26 protein-coding genes are annotated in these 22,484 nt (G+C 62.4%); 13 read left to right on the forward strand and 13 right to left on the reverse strand.

Annotation, left to right across the window (positions count from 1 at the left end):
• Window positions 1–692 (reverse strand): aminopeptidase P family N-terminal domain-containing protein (locus B4E36_RS18680; protein ID WP_345900675.1); only part of this gene is annotated, 692 nt, incomplete at its 3' end.
• A 338-nt stretch (window positions 693–1,030) separates the two neighbouring features.
• Between B4E36_RS18680 and B4E36_RS18685 the strand changes: the two genes are divergently transcribed.
• The 4 genes from B4E36_RS18685 (at window position 1,031) to B4E36_RS18700 (ending at window position 5,358) form a co-directional block, all read left to right on the forward strand.
• Window positions 1,031–1,807 (forward strand): VOC family protein, encoded by a 777-nt coding sequence (locus tag B4E36_RS18685; RefSeq protein ID WP_292058850.1) that lies wholly within the window; start codon window positions 1,031–1,033, stop codon window positions 1,805–1,807.
• 174 nt (window positions 1,808–1,981) lie between these two features.
• On the forward strand, window positions 1,982–3,505 hold the full coding sequence (locus B4E36_RS18690) for an MFS transporter (RefSeq protein WP_292058852.1): 1,524 nt from the start codon (window positions 1,982–1,984) through the stop codon (window positions 3,503–3,505).
• A gap of 277 nt (window positions 3,506–3,782) precedes the next feature.
• Window positions 3,783–4,259, forward strand: a complete 477-nt coding sequence (gene greA, locus B4E36_RS18695; RefSeq protein WP_018063689.1) for a transcription elongation factor GreA — start codon at window positions 3,783–3,785, stop codon at window positions 4,257–4,259.
• Between the two features lie 28 nt (window positions 4,260–4,287).
• Window positions 4,288–5,358 carry a glycosyltransferase family 10 domain-containing protein gene (locus B4E36_RS18700; protein WP_345900676.1) on the forward strand — a complete coding sequence of 357 codons (1,071 nt, stop codon included), beginning with the start codon at window positions 4,288–4,290 and terminating at the stop codon, window positions 5,356–5,358.
• Here B4E36_RS18700 and B4E36_RS18705 read toward each other — a convergent pair.
• The 4 genes from B4E36_RS18705 to B4E36_RS18720 all read right to left on the reverse strand — a co-directional run bounded on the left by B4E36_RS18705 (window position 5,355) and on the right by B4E36_RS18720 (window position 10,747).
• Window positions 5,355–6,116, reverse strand: a complete 762-nt coding sequence (locus B4E36_RS18705) for a sulfite exporter TauE/SafE family protein (RefSeq protein WP_292051918.1) — start codon at window positions 6,114–6,116, stop codon at window positions 5,355–5,357. The two genes, B4E36_RS18700 and B4E36_RS18705, sit on opposite strands and share 4 nt — an antisense overlap.
• Window positions 6,117–6,169: 53 nt before the next feature.
• Window positions 6,170–7,174 carry a phosphate acetyltransferase gene (gene pta / locus B4E36_RS18710; protein WP_292051915.1) on the reverse strand — a complete coding sequence of 335 codons (1,005 nt, stop codon included), beginning with the start codon at window positions 7,172–7,174 and terminating at the stop codon, window positions 6,170–6,172.
• A 147-nt stretch (window positions 7,175–7,321) separates the two neighbouring features.
• Window positions 7,322–9,097: a sulfoacetaldehyde acetyltransferase gene (xsc, locus tag B4E36_RS18715; protein WP_292051914.1), complete on the reverse strand. Its 1,776-nt coding sequence runs from the start codon at window positions 9,095–9,097 to the stop codon at window positions 7,322–7,324.
• Between the two features lie 33 nt (window positions 9,098–9,130).
• Window positions 9,131–10,747, reverse strand: a complete 1,617-nt coding sequence (locus B4E36_RS18720) for a GMC family oxidoreductase (RefSeq protein WP_292051912.1) — start codon at window positions 10,745–10,747, stop codon at window positions 9,131–9,133.
• A 117-nt stretch (window positions 10,748–10,864) separates the two neighbouring features.
• On the opposite strand from B4E36_RS18720, the gene B4E36_RS18725 reads away from it, so the two are divergent.
• From B4E36_RS18725 to B4E36_RS18740, 4 genes are all read left to right on the forward strand, one after another.
• Complete coding sequence (locus B4E36_RS18725; RefSeq protein WP_018063695.1) at window positions 10,865–12,100, forward strand: TRAP transporter substrate-binding protein; 1,236 nt, start codon at window positions 10,865–10,867, stop codon at window positions 12,098–12,100.
• Between the two features lie 91 nt (window positions 12,101–12,191).
• Window positions 12,192–12,860 carry a TRAP transporter small permease gene (locus tag B4E36_RS18730; RefSeq protein ID WP_292051905.1) on the forward strand — a complete coding sequence of 223 codons (669 nt, stop codon included), beginning with the start codon at window positions 12,192–12,194 and terminating at the stop codon, window positions 12,858–12,860.
• Window positions 12,861–12,870: 10 nt separating this feature from the next.
• Window positions 12,871–14,232 carry a TRAP transporter large permease gene (locus tag B4E36_RS18735; protein WP_292051902.1) on the forward strand — a complete coding sequence of 454 codons (1,362 nt, stop codon included), beginning with the start codon at window positions 12,871–12,873 and terminating at the stop codon, window positions 14,230–14,232.
• Between the two features lie 65 nt (window positions 14,233–14,297).
• Window positions 14,298–15,071 carry an IclR family transcriptional regulator gene (locus tag B4E36_RS18740; protein ID WP_292051900.1) on the forward strand — a complete coding sequence of 258 codons (774 nt, stop codon included), beginning with the start codon at window positions 14,298–14,300 and terminating at the stop codon, window positions 15,069–15,071.
• A 56-nt stretch (window positions 15,072–15,127) separates the two neighbouring features.
• Here B4E36_RS18740 and B4E36_RS18745 read toward each other — a convergent pair whose 3' ends face one another.
• Window positions 15,128–15,922 carry a M23 family metallopeptidase gene (locus B4E36_RS18745; protein WP_292051897.1) on the reverse strand — a complete coding sequence of 265 codons (795 nt, stop codon included), beginning with the start codon at window positions 15,920–15,922 and terminating at the stop codon, window positions 15,128–15,130.
• 45 nt (window positions 15,923–15,967) lie between these two features.
• Between B4E36_RS18745 and B4E36_RS18750 the strand changes: the two genes are divergently transcribed.
• Both B4E36_RS18750 and B4E36_RS18755 read left to right on the forward strand, forming a co-directional pair.
• On the forward strand, window positions 15,968–16,351 hold the full coding sequence (locus B4E36_RS18750) for a BrnT family toxin (protein WP_292051895.1): 384 nt from the start codon (window positions 15,968–15,970) through the stop codon (window positions 16,349–16,351).
• A complete protein-coding gene (locus tag B4E36_RS18755) occupies window positions 16,326–16,574 on the forward strand; it encodes a BrnA antitoxin family protein (protein ID WP_292051892.1) in 249 nt (82 codons plus the stop codon). Before B4E36_RS18750 ends, B4E36_RS18755 begins: the two co-directional genes overlap by 26 nt.
• A 15-nt stretch (window positions 16,575–16,589) precedes the next feature.
• Here B4E36_RS18755 and B4E36_RS18760 read toward each other — a convergent pair whose 3' ends face one another.
• The 4 genes from B4E36_RS18760 to B4E36_RS18775 all read right to left on the reverse strand — a co-directional run bounded on the left by B4E36_RS18760 (window position 16,590) and on the right by B4E36_RS18775 (window position 19,566).
• On the reverse strand, window positions 16,590–16,961 hold the full coding sequence (locus B4E36_RS18760) for a hypothetical protein (protein WP_292051890.1): 372 nt from the start codon (window positions 16,959–16,961) through the stop codon (window positions 16,590–16,592).
• 16 nt (window positions 16,962–16,977) lie between these two features.
• Entirely contained in the window at window positions 16,978–18,459 is a 1,482-nt protein-coding gene (gatA, locus tag B4E36_RS18765; protein ID WP_345900677.1) for an Asp-tRNA(Asn)/Glu-tRNA(Gln) amidotransferase subunit GatA, read from the reverse strand.
• Window positions 18,460–18,501: 42 nt separating this feature from the next.
• Entirely contained in the window at window positions 18,502–18,789 is a 288-nt protein-coding gene (gene gatC, locus B4E36_RS18770) for an Asp-tRNA(Asn)/Glu-tRNA(Gln) amidotransferase subunit GatC (protein ID WP_018063701.1), read from the reverse strand.
• A gap of 72 nt (window positions 18,790–18,861) precedes the next feature.
• Window positions 18,862–19,566 (reverse strand): metal-dependent hydrolase, encoded by a 705-nt coding sequence (locus B4E36_RS18775; RefSeq protein ID WP_230720843.1) that lies wholly within the window; start codon window positions 19,564–19,566, stop codon window positions 18,862–18,864.
• 99 nt (window positions 19,567–19,665) lie between these two features.
• Here B4E36_RS18775 and ruvX point away from each other — a divergent pair, with 99 nt between their 5' ends.
• The gene (ruvX, locus tag B4E36_RS18780; protein ID WP_018063703.1) at window positions 19,666–20,142 is read left to right on the forward strand and encodes a Holliday junction resolvase RuvX; all 477 of its coding nucleotides are present in this window, start codon (window positions 19,666–19,668) and stop codon (window positions 20,140–20,142) included.
• Window positions 20,143–20,146: 4 nt separating this feature from the next.
• Here the strand turns inward: ruvX and B4E36_RS18785 are convergent, their stop codons facing one another.
• Window positions 20,147–20,320, reverse strand: a complete 174-nt coding sequence (locus tag B4E36_RS18785; RefSeq protein WP_018063704.1) for a hypothetical protein — start codon at window positions 20,318–20,320, stop codon at window positions 20,147–20,149.
• Window positions 20,321–20,425: 105 nt separating this feature from the next.
• Between B4E36_RS18785 and B4E36_RS18790 the strand changes: the two genes are divergently transcribed.
• Together B4E36_RS18790 and B4E36_RS18795 are read left to right on the forward strand one after the other, a co-directional pair.
• Complete coding sequence (locus tag B4E36_RS18790; RefSeq protein WP_345900678.1) at window positions 20,426–21,352, forward strand: AEC family transporter; 927 nt, start codon at window positions 20,426–20,428, stop codon at window positions 21,350–21,352.
• Window positions 21,353–21,356: 4 nt separating this feature from the next.
• Complete coding sequence (locus B4E36_RS18795; protein WP_345900679.1) at window positions 21,357–21,734, forward strand: VOC family protein; 378 nt, start codon at window positions 21,357–21,359, stop codon at window positions 21,732–21,734.
• 29 nt (window positions 21,735–21,763) lie between these two features.
• On the opposite strand, the gene B4E36_RS18800 is transcribed toward B4E36_RS18795, so the two are convergent.
• Both B4E36_RS18800 and B4E36_RS18805 read right to left on the reverse strand, forming a co-directional pair.
• Window positions 21,764–21,952 (reverse strand): helix-turn-helix transcriptional regulator, encoded by a 189-nt coding sequence (locus B4E36_RS18800; RefSeq protein WP_230720838.1) that lies wholly within the window; start codon window positions 21,950–21,952, stop codon window positions 21,764–21,766.
• Window positions 21,949–22,320, reverse strand: a complete 372-nt coding sequence (locus B4E36_RS18805; RefSeq protein WP_345900680.1) for a hypothetical protein — start codon at window positions 22,318–22,320, stop codon at window positions 21,949–21,951. The genes B4E36_RS18800 and B4E36_RS18805 overlap by 4 nt, the downstream gene beginning before the upstream one ends.
• Between the last annotated feature and the right edge of the window lie 164 nt (window positions 22,321–22,484).

Here is a 22,484-nt window from a genome sequence, read left to right on the forward strand (position 1 = left end):
GTGTTCAGCCCCGACTGGAACCAGACCCAGCTGTCGCGATATTCGGCATGCGGAAAGGCCTCGGCGATGGCAAGCTCCATCGCGTCGCGCCCCGCCATGGCGATATCGATCTCGCGCGCGCCCTTACGGATCGCATTCCGGATCGCCGCGCCGCCGATATCGGCGATCCGCGCGCCCACGCGGATCAACGCGATCTCCTCGGCGGACTTGATCATGCGCAGCGCCATGACATCGGCCGCGATATCGACGATTTCCGCTGCGCCGATCGCGGTTTCAAGCGCCGAGCGGGCGGCGAGCGTGATGTGCTCGCCCTCGATGCCGATCCGGGCATGACCCTTGAGAAGACCGGCCGCCGTGCGCCAGAAATTGTCGCGCTTCCAGTCGGTATAGATGATGTTGTCGCCATGGCTGCGCCGCCAGGGCTGGCCGGCATCGATATTGGCCGAGATCGTGGTGCAGCGCTCGGCGGTCACCACGCAGCCGAAGGGACGGCCGAAGGCGCAGTAGAGAAAGCCGGAATAATAGGCGATGTTGTGCATCGAGGTGAACAGCACGGCGGTGACGCCGCGTGCCTCCATCGTTGCGCGCAGAAGCGCAAGACGGCGGTCATATTCCGCCTGGCTGAAGGGCAGCGGCGCCTTCTCGCCATTCTCGCAAACGAAATTCTCGGGGCGCGAGGCCAGTCCGTTCATGGGTCAATCCTCATCCGCTGAACCGGACGGACTACCCCTGCCCGGTTCGAAGCGTTCGTCAAAACGCTCAAACGTCCGGGCGTGCAGGACCATCATGGTGATTGCGGCCTTCCCCTGCGCACGACGCCATCGGCGCGAAGGTCCGCTATAAGAAAATCTAGCGCGGGGCTCGAGAGTTGGCAATGCCGGTTGAGGCCGTTCGCCTCCAGTCCTGCTATTGTCATGATCGACCGCTACGGTCCCAATGCCGCTACAGGCTTGACCGAGAGATTATAGGTTGATATCAACTTAAAAACAGACCACACAGCACCGGTTTCCGGCAACAGGGAGAGCAATGCATGGCGAGCGAATTTATCTGGTACGATCTGATGACCACGGATGCCGAGGCCGCGAAGGCCTTCTATCAGGATGTCATCGGCTGGAAGGCGCAGGATGCCGGCCATCCCGATGTGGCCTACACGCTGCTCGGCATCGAAGGCTATGAGAGCCATGTCTGCGGTCTGATGGAACTGACCGAGGACATGTGCGCGCAGGACATCCCGCCGCACTGGATGGGCTATGTCCATGTCGAGGATGTCGACGCCAAGGCCGCCGAGTTCAAGGCCGCGGGCGGCACGGTGCTGATGGAGCCGCATGACATTCAGGGGGTCGGCCGGTTCGCGGTGGTAACCGATCCGCAGGGCGCGGCAATCAGCGTCTTCACGCCGATCCCGCCGGAAGGCGGCATGCCGGAGTTTCCGCCGCGCGGCACGCCCGGCTCTGCGGCGTGGCGCGAGCTCTACACAAGCGACCCTCAAGCCGCCGTCACCTTCTACGGCAAGATGTTCGGCTGGAAGCCGTCGCAGGAGGTCGATATGGGGCCGATGGGCAAATACCACCTCTTCGCCGGCGATGGCGACGATCTCGGCGGCATGATGCGGATGCCCGACGGCATGCCCACGCCGGCCTGGAGCTACTATTTCCAGGTCGATGGCCTCAATGCCGCGATCGAGCGGGTGAAGGCCGGCGGCGGGCAGCTGCTCAACGGTCCGATGGACGTTCCGGACGGCGCGGTCGTCGCCCAGTTTCTGGATCCGCAGGGCGCGTTCTTCTGCCTCGTCTCCATGAAACGCTGAGGACCAACGCCATTCCGACCTCAAATGCGCCGGACGACCGGCGCATTTTTCATTGCAGCCGATCGCGTGAAATCGGCTCCTAATTGGCTGCGCGAATCGCAAAATGCTGGGATGCGTCCGCGTTTTGCGATAACGCATACTTCGCAAACTTGTGCCGAATCCGGAGCATACCCCATGACCGAAACCGTCAAGGCGACCCGCCGCGAATGGGTGGGCCTCGTGGTCCTCTCTGTCGCCTGTCTGGTCTATTCCATGGACCTTTCGGTGCTGTTCCTCGCCATCCCCTCGATCGTGCGTGAGCTGGAGCCGTCCGCGCCGCAGCTTCTGTGGATGAACGATATCTACGGCTTCATGGTGGCGGGCTTCCTGGTGACCATGGGCGCGCTCGGCGACCGGATCGGCCGGCGCAAGCTGCTTCTGATCGGCGCGGCCGCCTTCGCCATAACCTCGATTTTCGCCGCCATGGCGCAGACGGCGGGCATGCTGATCTTCGCTCGCGCGCTGCTGGGCATTGCCGGCGCCACGGTCGCGCCCTCGACGCTGTCCTTGATCATGAACATGTTTCGCGACGAGAGCGAACGCAACCGCGCGATCGGCGTGTGGGGCACGGCCTTTGCGCTCGGCGGCCTTGTCGGCCCGCTGATCGGTGGGGTGCTGCTCCATTTCTTTCACTGGGGCTCGGTGTTTCTGGTCAACGTGCCGATCATGCTGGCGCTTCTGGCAAGCGGTCCCTTCCTGCTGCCGGAATACCGTTCCGGCGAAAGTCCGCGGCTTGATCTGACGAGCGTCCTGCTTTCACTGGCGACCGTGCTGCCGGTTATCTACGGCTTCAAGCAGATCGCGGCCCATGGCTTTCACGCGACCGACCTGCTACCAGTCTTCGCCGGCATCGGCTTCGGCGTCCTGTTCGTCCGCCGGCAGAATCGGATTACCGAACCGCTGATCGACCTCAGGCTGTTCCGGCTTCCGGCCTTCACGGTTTCGATGCTGGTCAATATGGCGGTCGTGTTCTTCATGTTCTCGATCTTCCTGCTGCAGGCCCAGTTCTTCCAGCTCGTGCTGGGGCTGAGCCCGCTCGAGGCGGCGCTCTGGAGCGCCCTGCCCGGCGTGTTCTTCACCGTCATGTCGCTGCAGGCGTGGCGGGTGACCAACCGCCTCGGCCCGATCCCGACGGTCATCACAGGTCTGGTGATCAACGCGGTCGGCGCCGCAGCCATCGGCCTTGCCGCCTGGTACCAGAGCCTTGCCGGCATGCTGATCGCCAATGTCGTTCTGGGCCTCGGCTTCATTCCCGCGATCCTGACCACGACCGGGCTGATCATCGGTTCGGCTCCGCCGGAGCGCGGCGGGGTCGCCTCGGCGATGTCGGAGACCTGCGCCGAGTTCGGCGGCGCGCTCGGCGTCGGCCTCTTGGGAAGCCTTGCGACGGTTATCTACCGCTTCGCCATGCAGCCGGTCGATCTTTCCGCCCTGCCGCCATCCGCCGCCTTCGACACCGGCCAGACGCTCGCCGGCGCGGTGGACGCCGCCCGCGAGCTGGGCGTCAGCGATGCCCCCTGGCTCACTGCTGCGCGCGACGCCTATTGCGCAAGCTTCGCCGCCTGCGCGCTCGTTGCCGTGCTCGCTCTGCTCGCCCTGTCATTTTCCGCCAACAGGGTCTATCGCAGACAGCCACCGCGTCCGGTGGAAGGGCACTGAAGCGCCTCTTTCACGGCGCGGCTGCGCCTCTCCCGATCGCCGGCGCCGAAGAGATAAGACGATTTGTCTGGAAATCGCGCCGTCGCATCTGTTATAAGTTTCGTCAGCTATGAAACTGGTTCCGGGGTCACGCTTCGGAACCTGTTTCTTTTTGTGTTGCAAATCGGCCGGGCGCTTCCCAAGTCAACGGCTGTTCGCCCCACGAAAACGAAGAACATGCACGGACGCGACGGAGCCCGCCTCCGCCGCGTCCAACGACAGACCAAAGGATAAAGATATGGTCGAAAAAGTACCGATGACCAAGATCGGGGCTGCCAAGCTCAGCGAGGAGCTGCGCTGGCGCCAGCAGGAGGAACGTCCCCGGATCATCCAGGCAATCGCGGAAGCGCGCGCCCATGGCGACCTTTCCGAAAACGCCGAATACCATGCCGCCAAGGAAGCCCAGAGCTACAATGAGGGCCGGATCGGCGAGCTCGAGGACGTGACCACCCGCGCTGAGATCTTCGATCCCGCCAAGATGTCGGGCGACAAGGTCCGCTTCGGTGCGACGGTCAGGCTCGTCGACGAGGACACCGAAGAGGAAAAGGTCTACCAGATCGTCGGCGACCTCGAAGCCGATGTGAAGGAAGGCCGTATCTCGATCTCCTCACCGATATCGCGCGCGCTGATCGGCAAGGAAGTCGGTGATTCGATCGAGGTGAATGCGCCGGGCGGAGCCCGCGCCTATGAAATTCTGGAAGTCGTCTGGAAATAAGCCGGCTTCCCGCACGCAATGGTCTGATATGGCGATCAGGGTCAAGATTCTAAGCCGTTCTCCGCCGGTGAACCCGGAAAACCCCAGGTTCTCCCGGCAATTGCCAACAGGCTGGACCGAGGCCAACGGCCTCGAATTCATCTTCGACCCCGACGCCCGGAATTACGACTGGCTGGTCGTCTATGACGACCTGCCTCGCTTTATCGGCATGACCGAGGAACCGCTCGCCTGCCCGCCCGAAAACACCTTGCTGATCACCTCGGAGCCAAGCGGCGTCAAGGTTTACGGCCGCTCTTTCGTCCGCCAGTTCGGCCATGTCCTGACCAGCCAGGAGCCGATCGCGCTGCGCCATCCCGGCCGGATATGGAGCCAGGCCGGGCTGACATGGTATTATGGCATGGACGAGAACCGCCACGACTATCTGCCCGTCGACGAGATCGCCCACCGCTTCCCCGAAAAGACCGAGACGATCGCGACCGTCTGCTCCAGCAAGCGGCAGAGCCATACGCTTCACCGGCTGCGCTACGATTTCACGGAGTATGCCGCCCGGCACCTGCCGGAGCTTCAGGTTTTCGGGCATGGCCGCCGGCATATGGATGACAAGGCCGAGGCCATCGACAGGTTCCGCTATCATCTGGCGATCGAGAACCACGTGGCCCCGCACCACATCACCGAAAAGCTCTCGGACCCGTTCCTCGGCCTTTCGCTGCCCTTCTATTTCGGCGCGCCCAATGTGCTCGATTATTTTCCCGCGCAAAGCCTGATCCCGGTCGACATCCGCAAACCGGCCGAAGCTGTCGAGCTCATGAGGGCGGCGATTGCCTCGAATGAATACGAAAAGCGTCTGCCGGCCATCATCGAGGCCAGGCGGCGGGTGATCGAGGACTACAATCTGTTTGCGCTGATCGCCAGGATCGTGCGCAGCGACACGCCGGCGCGTTACGTCCCCGCTGTCACCGCGATCCGCGGCCAGCATGCCGCGCGCAAGGCCGCGCCTGTCTCAAGCATCGCAGATTTCGCCTTCCGCACCGGCCTGCAGTTCAAGAACCGCATCGCCAACCTGCGCTCGCCCGACTGGAGCAGTCCGAAGGCGGGTTAGAGCCGCAGCCAGGCCGACATGCCGAGCACGATACCGAACAACGCCGAGCATACCATCGCCAGAAGCGCCACGTTACGATAGCTGGTCTCGGAGCCGCGCCGGAAGAAATAAGCGCCGAGCGCGGAGCCGCCGGCGCAGAGCGGCGCGGAAAAAAGTCCGAGCAGGACGACGTGGAGGTGAAGCGTTCCTTTGAAAGCCGCCGTCGCCAGAGCGAACACGGCAAGGATCGCGAACAGGATGATCATCGAGGCGCGCTTGGTGCGCGCCGGCACTTCACGCGCCAGAAAATAGGCCACGACCGGCGGACCGGGCGCTGCGGCAAGCCCGCTGAACAGCCCGGCGAAAAACCCGACCGCCGTGGTGGAGACCGCGCCCGGCCGAGGTCCGAGGGAAAACCTGAAGAACAGCGCCGCAGCAGCTCCGGCCGTGATCGTGCCGATCACGATCTGCGCCAGCCAGAGCGGAACGATGGAAATGAACAGCAGCCCTACCGGCGTTCCGAAAAAGGCCGCGAGCGTCAGCAGGCCGACGGCGCGGCGATCGGCATGGCCGATGCATTCCGGCAGATCGATCAGGGTCAGCGTGATCTGCACCACCAGCACGGCAAGCACGGCATCGGCCGGCGGCACCAGAATCACCAGAAACGGCATCGCGACCAGCGCCATGCCGAAGCCGGCCAGACCGCGCAGGAAAGCGCCCGCCGCAAGGCAGGCCGCAAAGCCGGCGAAAACCGGAAAGGAAATGGCAAGGTCGGGCATGCGCCCTCACCTCATGCCGGGCTGAGGGGCGGCCGCTTGCCCGCGCGATCGGTTCATTTCTGCGCGCCCGCCTGGCAGGCGGTCACCGCGATCATGTCGAGCACGTCCTGGGCGGAACAACCGCGCGACAGGTCATTGGCCGGCTTGTCCAGGCCCTGCAGCACCGGGCCGATTGCCGAGGCGCCGCCGATGCGCTGGGCGATCTTGTAGCCGATATTGCCGGCCTGAAGATCGGGAAAGATGAAGATATTGGCCTCCCCGCCAAGCGGCTCGGCCGCCCCCTTGGATTTGGCGATTCCGGGAACGAAGGCAGCATCGAACTGCAGCGCGCCGTCAACCAGAAGGTCGGGCCGGTTGAGCCGCACCAGCTTCACGGCCTGTTCGACCTTGTCGACCATGGGGTGGGACGCGCTGCCGCGGGTGGCGAAGGACAGCATCGCGACACGCGGCGTATCCCCTGTCAGCATGGTATAGGAGCCCGCTGCCGCGATCGCGATCTTGCTGAGCTCCGCCGCATCCGGATCGATCACCAACCCGCAATCGGAAAACAGGAAGGCGCCCTTTTTGGCGTGGTGGTCGGCCTCCAGCATCATCAGGAAAAAGCTGGAGACGAGACGGGTGCCGGGGGCCGCGCCGATCACCTGGATCGCGGTGCGAACGACGTCGGCCGTCGAGCATGCCGCGCCCGAGACCGTGCCGTCCGCATGCCCGGCCTTCACCATCAGGGCCGCGAACACATAAGGGTTGCGCGCGGCCTTGTCGGCATCCTCCTCGGTGACACCCTTGTGTTTGCGCAGCGTGTAATAGAGCTTCGAGAGCTCCGGCAGGAGGGCCGAACTTTCCGGAGCGATGACCTCGATCGCGTCCGAGCGGGTAATGCCGATCTCGACGCAGAGCGCATCGACATCGCTTTTCACCCCGACCAGAATGATGCGGGCAACGCCCAAATCGGCCGCTTTGCAGGCCGCTTCCAGCACGCGCTTGTCGCCCGATTCCGGCAGTATGATCGTCTTCTTCAGCCGCTTTGCGTTGGCGAAAATCTTCTCTAGCTGGTTCATGTTCTCACCCTGCGGGTCTGATTGCGCTGATCGGGACGACGGGCCCATAAAAAGCGTTTCGACGACGATTGGCAAGGTCGCCCGCCGCCTGATTTTCAATAGGCAATGGCGGGAAGGCTTGCCCCCGCCATTGCCTATCTTGTTGGATCAAACCGCCTGTTTACGCATGTCCGCCCGGTTGATGCCGGCGACCGAGACCGGCTTCTTCATCGCGTCGCGGCGGAAGGGCTCGCCCAGTTCCTGGTTCAGCACCACCTCGATGAAGGTCGTCTTCCTTTCCTTCATCTGGCGCTCGACGGCCTTGTCCAGCTCGGTGGAAAGCTGCTCCATCGATGTCACCTGCACGCCTTCAACGCCGCAGGCTTTCGCGATATCGGCATAGCGGACGTCGAGCGAGAGTTCGGTGCCCACGAAATTATCGTCGAACCACAGCGTGGTGTTGCGCTTTTCCGCGCCCCACTGGTAGTTGCGGAAGATCACCATGGTGATCGCCGGCCAGTTGTCGCGCTTCAGCGACACCATCTCGTTCATGGAAATGCCGAAGGCGCCGTCGCCGGCAAAGCCGACAACCGGGGTGTCCGGCTGACCGATCTTGGCGCCGACGATCGCCGGGAAGCCGTAACCACAGGGGCCGAACAGGCCGGGCGCCAGATATTTGCGGCCCTCCTCGAAGGTCGGATAGGCGTTGCCGATCGCGCAGTTATTGCCGATATCGGAGGTAATGATCGCGTCCTTCGGCAGCGCCTTCTGGATCGCGCGCCATGCCATGCGCGGGCTCATCCGCTCCGGCTCGCGATCGCGGGCGCGTTCGTTCCACGTCGTGCCCTCATCGTCTTCCTCGTGGTCAAGCGAGGTCAGTTCCTGTGCCCAGGCCGATTTGGTCTTCGCGATCAGCGCCTTGCGGTCGTCGCGGTCGATATCGCCCGCATTGTCGGCAAGCCGGTCGAGAATGCCGGTCGCGACCTTCTTCGAATCGCCGACAATGCCGACGGTGACCGGCTTGGTGAGGCCGATGCGGTCGGGATTGATATCGACTTGAATGATCGCCGCATCCTTCGGCCAGTAGTCGATGCCGTAACCCGGCAGCGTCGAGAACGGGTTAAGGCGGGTGCCGAGCGCCAGCACCACATCGGCCTTGGCAATCAGCTCCATCGCCGCCTTCGAGCCGTTATAGCCGAGCGGACCGGCAAACAGCGGATGGTTGCCGGGAAAGGCGTCATTATGCTGATAGCCGACGCAGACCGGCGCATCCAGCCGTTCGGCAAGCGCCCTGGACGCCTCGATCGCGCCGCCGAGAACGACGCCCGCGCCGTTGAGGATAACCGGGAACTTGGCTTCACTGAGCAGTTTCGCGGCGCGATCGATCGCCTGTTCGCCACCCGTAGGCCGCTCGAATTCCACGATGGCCGGCAATTCGATATCGATGACCTGGGTCCAGAAATCGCGCGGAATGTTGATCTGGGCCGGGCCGCAGGCGCGCTTGGCCTTCAGGATCACGCGGTTCAGCACTTCGGCGATGCGCGAGGCGTCGCGCACTTCTTCCTGATAGGCGACCATGTCCTTGAACAGCGCCATCTGCTCGACTTCCTGGAAGCCGCCCTGCCCGATGGTCTTGTTGGCGGCCTGCGGGGTGACGACCAGAAGCGGGGTATGGTTCCAGTAAGCGGTCTTGACGGGCGTGACCAGCGAGGTGATGCCCGGCCCGTTCTGGGCGACGACCATCGACATCTTGCCGGTGGCGCGGCTGTAGCCGTCGGCCATCATCCCGGCATTGCATTCATGGGCACAGTCCCAGAATGCGATTCCGGCCTGCGGAAACAGGTCGGAAATCGGCATCATGGCCGAGCCGATGATCCCGAAGGCATGCTCGATGCCATGCATCTGAAGAACTTTGACGAAAGCCTCTTCGGTGGTCATTTTCATGGGTGGTCTCCTCTAGGAATTTGGTGTTCGGTGTCAGGCGATCTGCCGGTTGTCCTCGCGCACGAGATCGCTGCATTTCTCGCCGATCATGATCGCCGGCGCATTGGTGTTGCCGGAAACGATTTCCGGCATGATGGAGCAATCGGCGACGCGAAGTCCCGAAACGCCGCGCACCCTCAGACGCTCGTCCACGACCGCGCGCTCATCCTGGCCCATGCGGCACGTGCCGGTCGGGTGATAGATCGAGGCGGTGTAATTGCGCGCCCAGTCGAGCGTGCCCTCGTAATCATCCATGGCAAGATCGGCCGTGGGCCTGAACTCCTCGGCGATCTTCGATTTCAGCGGCGCATGACGGGCGATCCTGCGGGCAATCTTCACGCCCTCGACAATGGTGCGCCGATCGGTCTCGGTCGACAGGTAATGCGGGAAAATCTTCGGATAGCTGCGCGGATCCGGACCGTTCAGCACGATCTCGCCCCGGCTTTCGGGCCTGAGCTGGCAGACCGACATGGTGAAGGCGGAAAACGGATGCACGCCCTCGCCGGGATTATCGGCCGACCATGGCTGGACGTGGAACTGGATGTCCGGCGTTGCCACATGGTCGCCGGTGCGCATGAAGCCGGTGGCAAGGCTTGCCGCCATCGCCATCGGCCCGGCGCGGAACATCGCGTATTTCAGTGCAATCCGCGCCTGATTGAACAACGAGCGGACCTCGTCGTTCAACGTCGGCTCGTTGCATTTGAACACGAGGCGGGCCTGAAGATGATCCTGAAGATTGCGCCCGACATCCGGCGCGTGATGAACGACCTCAATGCCGTTGTCCTTGAGCTGCGCGCCATCGCCGATGCCCGACAGCATCAGCAGTTGCGGTGAGTTGATCGTGCCCGACGACAGGATCACCTCGCGCCGGCAGGTCACCAGCGCATCGCTTCTGCCATGCGCCAGGTAGCTGACGCCGGTGGCGCGGCCGTTCTCGATCTCGACCTTCTTCACCAGCGCGCCGGTGACGATCTTCAGGTTGGGGCGGTTCTTGACCGGGTTGAGGAAGGCGACGGCGGCGCTGCAGCGCCGGCCCTTGCGGGCGGTGAGCTGAAAATAGCCGACGCCCTCTTGGGTCTCGCCGTTATAATCCGGGTTGAACGGGTAGCCCGCCGCGGTGGCGGCCGCCACCCAGGCATCGCAGATCGGACGCTGCAGCCGCATATTGGAGACCGACAGCTCGCCCTCTGCGCCGTGAAATTGGTCCGCTCCGCGCTCCTGATTTTCCGAGCGCTTGAACAGCGGCAGCACGTCCTCCCAGCTCCAGCCGCGATTGCCCATCTGCGCCCAGCGATCATAGTCGCTCGACTGGCCGCGCACGTAAAGCAGCCCGTTGAGGGAGGAGGAGCCGCCGAGCACCTTGCCGCGCGGCCAGTCGAGCGAACGGCCATTGAGGCCGGGATCCGGTTCGGTCTTGTAGCACCAGTCCACCGTCGGATTGTGCATCGTCTTGAAATAGCCGACCGGAATGTGAATCCACGGATTGCGATCCGCCGGGCCCGCCTCCAGCAGCACGACGCTGACATTCGGATCGGCGCTCAGCCGGTTGGCGATGACGCAGCCGGCGGAGCCCGCACCGACAATCACATAATCTGCTTCCAGCCGCTCCATGAGCCCCCCTCAAGCCCTGAATTTGCCGCCGAAGCGACGAAAGTATCTTGCAAGGGCATTCGATATATGATTGATTTCGATACCGCAAGTCTCATTTTTCGACAGGGAGGGAAGAAAATGACAGGACTGGACGAAAAGCTGCGCAACATATCGCGCCGCGATCTTTTCAAATTATCGGGACGGTTCGGGTTGAGCTCCACGCTTCTGGCGGCAAGCTCCATGGCGGGGGTCGTCACACTACCGAGCCTGGCAAAAGCCGTTGAATCCACATATGAAAAGCGCTTCGGCAATGAGCCGAAATATACGCTGAAATACGGCGCGGCCGGCTTCAACGCCCAGAACACGCTGATCGAGCGCGTCGGCTGCCTGGAATTCGCCCGCGACCTGGAAGAACGCACCAACGGGCTGGTCCGCGTGGAGTTCATCGGCGACAACCAGATCTGCGGCCAGCTCAACTGCGTCGAAAAGACCCAGCTCGGCATTGTCGATATCTACACCGCCTCGACCCAGAATTCGGCCGGCGGCGCGCCTTATCTGAACGTGCTCGACTATGCCTATATGTTCCCGGGCCGCGCCTCGCAGTATCACTTTTTCTACAGCCCGGAATCGCAGCGCATCCTGCGCGATCCGCTGGAAAAGCGGCACGGGCTGAAATTCCTGTTCACCCATTGCGAACTGCGCGGTATCCAGCTTGGGCTCAAATATTCCGACAAGCCGACGATCACCAAGCTCGAGGAACTGTTCGGCACCAAGAACCGGGTGACCGGCACCCAGCTCGGCCGCATCGCCATGCAGCTTCTGAACCTCAACCCGGTTCCGATCGCCTGGGAAGAAACCCTCGACGGCCTGAAGCAGGGCCTGATCGACGGTGCGGAAACCTGGGCCTCGGCCGTCGCCTACGCCAACATGGCGCCGGTGGTCTCGCAGTCGGTTGATCTCAAATTCTTCTGCGGCACCGAGCATACCTCGATGAACGCCAAGGTGTTCGACAGCTTCGAGCCGGAAGTGCAGGACGCCGTGATGGAATCCTCTTACTTCACCCAGGCCGCGATCCAGGGCGCGAACGAGGCCGCACTGGTGAAGACGGTCGGCTTCTCCGATCCGCAGCTTCCCAATACGGTGTTCGCCGACAACAATGTCCGCCCGGCCTTCCTGGCCGACGACCAGATCAAGATGGCGGAGGAAATGTGCTCGCCGGAATACAACCCGGAACCATGGGAACAGTGGCGCGAGCGCCTCAACAACTGGGCCGGCGGCATCGACACCTACACCGAGATCAGCGCCATCGCACGGCAGGTGCCCGCCGACATGAAGCCGGAAAACGTCGAGCCGCGCCGCTGGTGGAAGAGCTGATCCGCTTCATCCGATAAGATATGCAGCCGGCATTTCGAGGAGGAATGCCGGCTGTCGGCAATAAAGCCCATGGTTTGGGAGGAGAATGACGATGGATTCGTTGTTTGGCGGCGCCTGGTCGATCATCGCGTCGATCGGAAGTTGGGATTCATGGACGATCAGCGAGGCGATGCGCTCCGATGGCGCATGGCTCGTTGGTCTGGTTGTGACGATTGTGGGTGGCCTGCTGGTGGCGTTCATCTACGCCCGCCTGCCCTTCCTCGAAAGACACCTCGAAAAGACGGTGATGATCTGGTCCTACCTCCTGATCGCCACCATTCTCTCGGTGGAAGTCTTCCGCCGCTTCGTCTTTTCCGTTCAGGAGCCGTGGTCGACCACCCTGCCCCCGTTCCTGTTCCTGTTCATGACCTGGGCGGGCTGCGCCTACAACATGAAGTTCCGCAACCACCTGAGTTTCGCCGAGTTCCGGGCCATGATGCCGCGCGCCGGGCAGTTCGCCTGCCTCATGCTCGATGCCGCGCTCTGGTTGTTGTTTTCCTGGGTGGTCATCGTCACCTCGACGCGGGTGGTGTTCAATTCCGCCGCCAATTTCCAGATCCTGCTCGGCACCGACAATGTGCTGCAATGGTGGCTTCTCACCTCCGTTCCGGTCAGCTTCCTGCTGATGGCCGGACGCGCCTTCGAGAACTTGGCAATCGACTACCAGAATTACCGGGACGGCGCGCCGCTGATTTCCGCCACGACCCAATTCGGCGACTGAGGAGCCTTTGATGTCCGACTCTCTCTGGATCACCCTTATCTCGCTCGGCGCGACCGGCGTCTTCCTGCTCGGCGTGCCGGTGCTGCTGGTCATCGGCATCTGGGTCATCGGCATGAGCCTGCTGCTCGGCCTGCCGCTCGACAATCTCGGCTCCGCGCTTTCCGATGTCTTCACCGATGGCTTCGCGCTGCTTGCCATGCCGCTGTTCATCCTCACCGGCGACCTGATCAACCAGTCGGGCATTGCCCGGCGCATGTCGGATTTCGCCTATTCCTGCCTCGGCTGGCTGCGCGGCGGGCTCGCCATGGCGGCAATCGGCGCCTGCGGGCTGTTTGCCGCGATCTCCGGCTCCAACTCGGCAACCACCGCCACGATCGGCTCCATGCTCCATCCGGAAATGAAGAAGGGCGGCTATGACGAGCGCTTCTCGGCGGCGACGGCCGCGGCCGGCGGCACACTCGGCATCATAATTCCGCCGTCGATCATCTTCATCGTCTACGGCTTCCTGATGAACCTGCCGATCTCCGAACTGTTCGTCGCCGGCATCATTCCCGGCATATTGATGGGCCTTGCGATGATGGCGTTCTGCTGGGTCATCTGCTCGATCAATGGCTGGGGCCATCTGATCCGGCTGCAGCCGTCCCGGGTATTCAAGACCGCCATCGGATCATGGCTCGGCTTCTTTGCGATCGGCATCGTGCTGTGGGGCATCTATACCGGCAAGTTCTCGCCGACGGAAGCCGCCGCCGTCACGGTCGCGTTCTGCGTCGTCGTCGGCTTCGTCAGCCTGCCGCTGCACAAGATGATGGGTTCGCCCAGCGAGGATCGCCCGCCGAGCGAACGCAGCTATGGCGAAATGCTGGTGGTGCGCGGCTTCAGCCCGATCGATATTCCGAAGATCACGCTGCGTTCGGCCCAGATCACCGGCATTCTGGCCCCGCTGATCGCAATCTCTGTCGTGATGCAGCAGATCCTGTCGGTCATGGGCGCGGAAGACGCGATCGGCGGTTTCGTACGCTCCATGGGCGGGTATTATCCGGTGCTGTTCACCGCGATGGCGATCGTCTTCGTCACCGGCATGGTGCTTGAAAGCCTGCCGACCACGATCATCATGGCCCCGATCCTCGCGCCGATCGCAGCCTCGATCGGCGTCGATCCGATCCAGTTCGCGGTGATCTTCCTGGTCGGCGCCTCTATCGGTTTCATCACCCCGCCCTACGGGCTGAATCTTTACGTTGCCGCGGGCGTGACCGGCGTGAGCTACTTCAGGATACTGCGCTATATCTACCCCTATATCCTGGCGCTTGTCGCGGTGTGGATACTGGTGGCCCTTGTGCCTTCGCTTTCCACAATGCTACTGCCGAACAGGTAAGCCCCCGGGGACGACGGAGCGTCCGCCGCCCCGATCAATTCATAATGAAAAATGGTGGCAATCCAGTGGATGATCAGACCGGCCAGATACCGACCAACCTTCGCCTGCTGATGGTGCTGGAGGCGCTCGCCGAAGCGGGCGCACCGGTCACGCCGACGGAAGTCAACCAGGCGCTGGGCCTGCCGAAGCCGACCATCCACCGGCTGTTTTCGACGCTCGAGGCCGAGGGCTTCATCCAGCGCGAGATCGATGGCCGCGGCTATTCGCCCGGAAGTCGTCTCCGGATCATGTCGGCGGGCATCATGTCGTCGCTGAGGATCCGCACCGCCCGCCAGGCGATCCTCACGGCGCTGGCCGAACAGATCAACGAGACCTGCAACATCTCGCTGCCGGACCGTGACGCGATGATCTATCTGGAGCGCGTGGAGACCAAATGGCCGCTGAGGATCCAGCTCCCCGTGGGTTCGCGGGTGCCGTTCTACTGCACCTCCGCCGGCAAGATCTATCTGAGTTCGCTCGATGACAAGCATCTGAAAGGCTATCTGAACGCGGCCGAACTGACCCCGCGCGCCGCCAACACCATGACCACGCCCGAGGCGGTCATGACCGAAATCCAGCGCATCCGCAAGAACGGCTATTCCACCGACAACGAGGAGTTCATGGACGGCATGATCGCCGTCGCCGTGCCGATCCGCGACGCCTTCGGCCGCCTCGTCTCCTCGCTTTCCTTCCACGCTCCGTTACAGCGGTTGTCGCTGGAAGAGGCGATCGGCCATGTCGGCCTGCTGAACGAGGCCTCGGCAAAGCTCTCGGCGCTGATCACCAGCCCGGCGGAGTGAGGCCGAGGCAGGCCCTCCGCACTTTCGCAAACTCCCGCCGACGCCCGGAAGAATCGTCAGGCGTCGTCGTCACCGTTCACATAGTCCCTGAATTTGGCCAGTGCCGTACCCTCAAGCCTGCCTTCGCGGATGAAGTGTACCTTTCGCGGGTCGACCTTGCGGCCATTGATCGAGACTTCGTAGTGCAGATGCGCGCCGGTGACGAGGCCGGTCTTGCCGACATAGCCGATCAACTGGCCCTGCTCCACATGGCTGCCCACCTTCACGCCGGCGGCGAACTTGCTCTGGTGGCTGTAGCTGGTCTCGTAGCCGTGCCCGTGATCGATCTCGATCCTCTTGCCGTCGCCGCCATGGGAGCCGGCAAAGGTCACCGTCCCGTCGGCGGCGGCGTAGATCGGCGTACCGACGGGTGCGGCCCAGTCCGCGCCCGAATGCATGCGCGAATAGCCGAGCACCGGATGATGCCGCGGGCCGAAGCCGGATGTCGCCCGGCCATCGGGCACCGGATTGCGCAAGAGATACTGGCCGAGCCTGTTGCCGTCGCCGTCGAAATAGCCGGCCTTTCCGCTTTCCGGATCACGGTAGCGATAGACGCTGATCTTGTTGCTGCCGAGTTGCAGCACCATGTCCAGCGCCTTCGACGCCGCCGTCAATGTCTCCGCGGGCTTGTCCGCGGCGTAGGACAGACGCAGCCGGTCATCGGGGCCGGCAGCCCCGTCGGCCTCCGACTTGCCTTCCAGCGGGCTTAAGAAATGATCGATCGCGGCTGTCTCGTTCTGCGGCGAGAGCGCGGGGGTACAGGCCGACAGCGCAACGAGGCCTGCCAGCATCACCAGAGAAAACGTTTTCAAACCTTGCCTTCCAAATCAGTTTTGGCCGGCAAGAGCCCTTTGAATATGGCGGAAATGACACCCGGTCCCGGCAGGAAAATGATGCCACGGGAATGTCACGAAATCGCCATTGATGAGCAATACAATTGTAACTACACTTTGCGCATGAAGTTCGAATGGGACCGCGCAAAAAGCCAAAGAAATCAGGAAAAGCACGGTATCAGCTTCGAAGACGCCTGCCGGATATTCGAAGGACCGGTGCTGACGAAACGCGACGACCGCTTCGACTACGGAGAAGCCCGCTTCACAAGCATAGGCTCGATCGAAAACTTGCTGATCATCGTGGTGGTGCACACGGACCGGAACGGCCGCACCCGCCTGATTTCAGCGCGGCGCGCCAACAGAAGAGAAAGGGCTCTATTCAATGACGCTATCAAACGCAAAACTTAAGACCCTTGCCGAACGTGGCGACGATGACATCGACTACAGCGACATTCCGGAGCTGGACGAGGCGTTCTTCCGGGAGGCAAAGCTGATAGAGCCCGTCGCCAAGACACAGATCACCATGCGCCTCGACAGCGATGTTCTGGAGTGGTTCAGGTCACAGGGAAAAGGCTATCAGACCCGCATCAACGCGGTGTTGAAGGCCTACATGAGGGCACAGGAGAAATAGCCTGCCGCTCTGTCATTACGTTTTCTCGTAAACACCCCGCCGACTATATCTGGCATGGCCGAGTAAGGAGAAAAGGCCACCGATCGTCGTGAAGTTGCACGAGCCCTCGTGCATGCACTGAGAGATATTCCCTTGGGCCCAGGAATGCGTCAGTGCTCCAGCGCGAGTGAGCTCGGCGAATGCCTTAGAAAACTCCGTGAAGGTTACGCCCTTCTGGTGAGGACGTCCGCCTTTGTTATTTGGAATATAGTACACGAGGGCGTCCTCGCCTCTTCGCATTCCTATTCCTTTAACCGTGAACGGGCTGCGCGCCTCAGGCTTCGGAATGACAGTTCCGGGCGGAAGCTGGCGAATACATTCGATGATCTCGTTGTAGTCGGCTTCCATTCCCGGCTCCGTTTTCCTACCACCACTTCTCCGGCGTGAACCTGCCCGCGGCCTGCTCCATCACGGCGGCGGTGCGGAACAGGGTCTCTTCCTCGAACGGCTTGCCAATGAGCTGGAGGCCGAGGGGGAGGCCCTTGGGGTTGAGGCCGGCGGGCACGGAGATGCCGGGAAGGCCGGCCATGTTGACCGTCACCGTGAAGATGTCGTTCAGATACATCTTCACCGGATCGTTCGCCATGTCCTGATCGGCAATGCCGAAGGCGGCCGATGGCGTGGCGGGCGTCAGGATGGTGTCGACGCCTTCTGCGAACACGTTTTCGAAGTCGCGCTTGATCAGCGTGCGCACCTTCTGCGCCTTCAGGTAATAGGCGTCGTAATAGCCGGCGGAAAGCACATAGGTGCCGATCATGATGCGACGCTGCACTTCATTGCCGAAGCCTTCGGCGCGCGTTTTTTCATACATGTCGGCAATGTCCCTGCCCTCCACGCGCAACCCGTAGCGGACGCCGTCATAGCGGGCAAGGTTGGAGGAGGCCTCGGCGGGCGCCACGATGTAATAGGCCGGCAGCGCGTATTTGGTGTGCGGCAGCGAGATATCGACGATCTCGGCGCCGGCATCCTTCAGGATGGCGATGCCCTGCTGCCACAGCTTTTCGATTTCCTCCGGCATGCCGTCGACGCGGTATTCCCTCGGAATGCCGATCTTCATGCCCTTGACCGACTGGCCGATGGCGGCTTCGTAATCCGGCACGGGCAGATCGACCGATGTCGTGTCCTTGTCATCGACGCTCGCCATGGATTTCAACAGGATCGCGGCATCGCGCACATCGCGGGCGATCGGGCCGGCCTGATCGAGCGAGGAGGCAAACGCCACCACGCCCCAGCGCGAGCAGCGGCCATAGGTGGGCTTGATGCCGACCGTGCCGGTGAACGCCGCCGGCTGGCGGATCGAGCCGCCGGTGTCGGTCGCCGTAGCACCTGCGCACAGATGCGCCGCCACAGCCGCCGCCGAACCGCCCGACGAGCCGCCCGGCACCAGATCCATGTTCGATCCCTTGGCCTTCCACGGGTTGATCACCGGCCCGTAATAGGAGGTCTCGTTGGAGGAGCCCATGGCGAACTCGTCCATGTTGAGCTTGCCGAGCATCACCGCGCCATCATCCCAGAGGTTCTGGGTCACGGTCGATTCATATTTCGGCTTGAACCCGTCGAGAATGTGGGATGCCGCCTGGGTGTGCACGTCACGGGTACCGAACAGGTCCTTGACGCCGAGCGGAATGCCCTCCAGCGCGCCGGCGGTGCCCTGCGACAGCTTCAGGTCGGAGGCCTTGGCCATCGCCGTCGCCTGATCGTGGGTGACGGCGACATAGGCGTTGAACGCGGCATTGTGCTCGTCGATCGCCTTCAGATAGGAGGCGGTGAGCTCGGTCGCGGTGATTTCCTTGCCCTTGAGCTTGTCGCGGGCCTCGGCGATGGTCAGGCTGGTCAGTTCGGTCATATGCGTCACTTTGTTGCGGGTCGCTGGGGAAGGCGGCGGGGTCTATTCGACGACCTTCGGCACCAGGAAGAAATTGCGTTCCGTCTCGGGCGCGTTGGCGACGATATCATCGGCCTTGTCGCCATCGGTGACGATGTCTTCGCGCTTCTTCATCGCCATCGGCATGACCGAGGTCATCGGCTCGACGCCGTCGACATTCACCTCGCCGAGCTGTTCGACGAAACCGAGGATCGCATTCAGCTCGCCGGTCATGCGCTCGGCCGCTTCGTCATCGACGGCGATGCGGGCCAGCTTGGCAACACGTTTTACGGTCGCGGTGTCTACGGACATGAAAGCTCTCCGGTTCTGATTTCTCCCTGACGCTATAAAGGGCGGGACCGCCCTTCGCAACGGGGCAATTGATCAGAGTTCGACCGTTTCGCCCGGTTTCGGCGTCAGCACTTCCGTCGGCCCCGAGGCCATGCCGGTCACGAAAGACTCCGGCGTCTGGTCGATGATCGGGAATGTGCCGTAGTGGATCGGCAGCACCGTCTCGAAATTGAAATAGCGCTGGCAGGCAAGCGCCGCCACCGCGCCGCCCATGGTGAACCGGTCGCCGACCGGCACCAGACCCACCTGCGGGGCGTGCAACTCGTTGATCAGCGCCATGTCGGCGAAGATGTCGGTATCGCCCATGTGATAGGTCGTCGGCTCGTCATCGATATGCAGCATCAGCCCGTTGGGATTGCCGAGCGCATGGGAAACGCCATCCTCGGTGATGAAGGCGGAAGAATGCAGGGCGTTGGTGAAGGTGACGGTGAAGTTTCCGAAATCGATCGTGCCGCCGGTATTGCCGGCCTCCAGCTTTTCAACGCCCTTTTTGCCGAGCCAGGCGGCAAGGTCGGCATTGGCGAGCACGGTGGCGCCGGTCTCCTTGGCGATCGGCACCGTATCGCCGAGGTGGTCGCCATGGCCGTGGGTCAGCAGGATATGGGTGACGCCCTTGACCGCGGCATCGCGATCGAGGCCCTTGAACGACGGGTTGCCGGTCAGGAACGGGTCAATGAGAATGGTTGCCTTCGCGGTTTCCAGACGAAACGCGGAATGCCCGAGCCAGGTAAGCTTCATTTTGCTTTTCCTCCTTGCTGGCGTTAAGTGTTCCTCCAACACCTAATGCGATCGCGCGCCATTTTCCATCACAGCGCGGCAAAAGGCGCCAGGAAAATAATGACAGTCCATACAATCGATGAGCTGGCCGCAGCGCTTGCCCCTTCCAAAGCCATTGCCGGGCTCGATCTCGGCACCAAGACCATCGGTCTTGCCGTTTCCGACCTCTCGCGCCGATTTGCCACGCCGCGGCCGGTGCTGAAGCGGACCAAGTTCACCCGGGATGCCGAAACGCTGCTGGCATTCGCGGAGAAGGAGCGCATCGCCGGTTTCGTCATCGGCCTGCCGATGAACATGGATGGCAGCGCCGGGCCGCGCGTGCAGGCGACCCGGGCCTTCGTACGCAGCATGGAAGAAAAGACCGACCTCCCGTTCTGCTTCTGGGACGAGAGGCTGTCGACGGTGGCGGCAGAACGCGCGCTGCTGGAGATGGATGTCTCGCGCCAGAAACGCGCCGGGCGGATCGATTCGGCGGCCGCCTCATTCATTCTTCAGGGCGCGCTCGACCGCATGGCGGCGATCGCCCGACAGCAATGACGGGCTATTCCTGCATCGGCTCCAGATCGCCGCGCAGCATGCGATTGGGGTCGAACATGTAATCGATGAAGGCGATCGCGAGCAGGATTGCGCCGCTGACGGCGAGTTCCACCGGCAGGCATGCGAGACACACGCCCAATATCGCCACCTGATAACGCCGCACGCGGACTTCCTGCATTTGTTTTACCCTTCCGAGCTTATCTCTGGCAGAAACCGCAGCCATCTGGCAAGCAGTGATCGGCGGCAAAGTTAACCGCGGCACAATTGATAACCGGGAATCCGCATGCTCATCATCTTCGAAAGCGTCCTGCCGATCTTTCTCGTCATCGCCTTCGGCGCGGTGTTGAAGCGCGTACCGCTGTTCAGCGAGGCGTTCTGGTCCGGCCTCAACCAGCTCGGTTACTATGTGCTGTTTCCCGCGCTGCTTGTCACCACGCTGGCCCGCGCGGACTTCTCTTCGCTCGATGCCGGACGGATCGGCTGGGTCGCGCTTCTGGCCGTCGCCGCGATAACCGCGCTTTCCATCGCGCTCTGGCCCATCCTGAAACGCACCGGCCTCAGCCGCCCGGCCTTTACCTCCGTGTTCCAGACGACAACGCGCTGGAATGCCTTTGTGGCGCTCGCGATCGCCGACAAGTTTGCGGGCCTCGAGGGCATGGCGGTGATCTCGCTGATGATGACGGCTACGATCGTGCCGCTCAACATCATCAATGTTCTCGTGCTGGTGCTGTTTTCGGAGGGAAAGACCAACATCATGGTGATGGTGCGCAATGTCGTCACCAATCCGCTGATTATCGCAGCACTCGTCTCGATCGTCATCAATGTGCTGGGCATACCGATCTACGATCCGCTCTATGCCGGCCTCGACCTGATGGCCCGCGCGGCGCTCGGCATGGGCCTGCTTCTGGTCGGCGCGGGACTGGTGATTTCCGACGCGTTGAAGCCGAAGCCGATGGTGCTGCTGCCGACGGCGCTGAAGCTGATCCTGTTTCCGCTGGTCACCTACGCGCTTGCCACGGCCTTCGGCATCACCGGCATGGCGCTCACCGTCATGGTGCTCGGCGCCAGCGTGCCCACCGCCATGAACGGCTATGTGCTCGCCCGCCAACTCGGCGGCGACGCCCGGCTCTATTCCGCGGTTGTCACGGTGCAGACGGTGGTTTCGATCATAACGCTGCCGATTGCCCTGCTGCTCGTGGGCGGTGGCTGAGACCATGGCAAAGCCGGTCTTCATCAATACGCTCGTCTTCGTTTCCGACATGAAACGATCGGTCGCCTTCTATTGCGACCTGCTCGGCCAGACGATCGCGCAGGACCACGGCGATTTCGTCCAACTGGAAAACGGCCTCGCGCTCCATTCCGGCCCTGCCCTCGAGGCGACCATGTTCGGCTCGCCGGTCGGCGAGCGAAGCCGCTACGGCCGCGGCAATCTCGTGCTCTATTTCGAAACCGATAAGCTTGAGGCGATGTTTGCGCGGATGCGGCAGGAAACGGAATTGATCCATCCCATCGAAACCCAGGCCTGGGGCCAGAAAGTGTTTCGCTGCTATGATCCGGACGGACACATTGTCGAGGTCGGGGAGCCGATGTAACGCTCTGGCTTCCCCGAGGCCGGGAATTCCTACGGCAGGAATATGTCCTCGATTGCGCGTTCGAACAGGCGCGCAATCGCGAAGGCGAGCGGCAGGCTCGGATCGTAACGTCCGCGCTCAAGCGCGTTGACGGTCTGACGGGATACCTCAAGCCGCGTGGCTAGATCCGCCTGCGACCAGCCGCGAGCGCGCCGCAACTCCTGGATACGGTTGTTCATCGATAGCGTATCCGCCCGATCACCAACCCGGCCACCCACAAAAACGCCATCAGCGGCCAGACGACGAACATGGAAAGCCGCGGCATGCCAATGCCTTCCAGAAACCCGTAACCGAAGGTGATCAGCGCCGTGCCCGCGAACGCGAGCGACAGTGCTTCCAGCTGCAATTTGCGCTGCATTTCATCGAGCCTGGAGATCGACCGAAACACGATCCAGCATATCGCCGCCACAGGCAGCATGGGCGCGATCGAGAGAGAGATGCGCAACCAGTCCGGCTCAACACCGCCGGCCAGAAGCCGTTGGGCGAGGAAGAGCGTCAGCATGTATGCGGCGAGACCTGCAAACATCAGACCCAGGTATTTTTTCATAGCGCACCTCCTGTAAAGCTTGCTTTACATTGAAGCTGAGCATTCCCGATGTCAAGCTCGCTTTCCATGGATTTCAATCGCGCCAATAAAAAAAGCCCCGCCGGATCGCTCCGGCGGGGCTTCTCAATTTCGTTCGATCAAGTCTTACTTGATGATCGAGGCGA

Source organism: Martelella sp. UBA3392 (assembly GCF_002358775.1).
In the GTDB taxonomy this organism is placed as follows: domain Bacteria; phylum Pseudomonadota; class Alphaproteobacteria; order Rhizobiales; family Rhizobiaceae; genus Martelella; species Martelella mediterranea.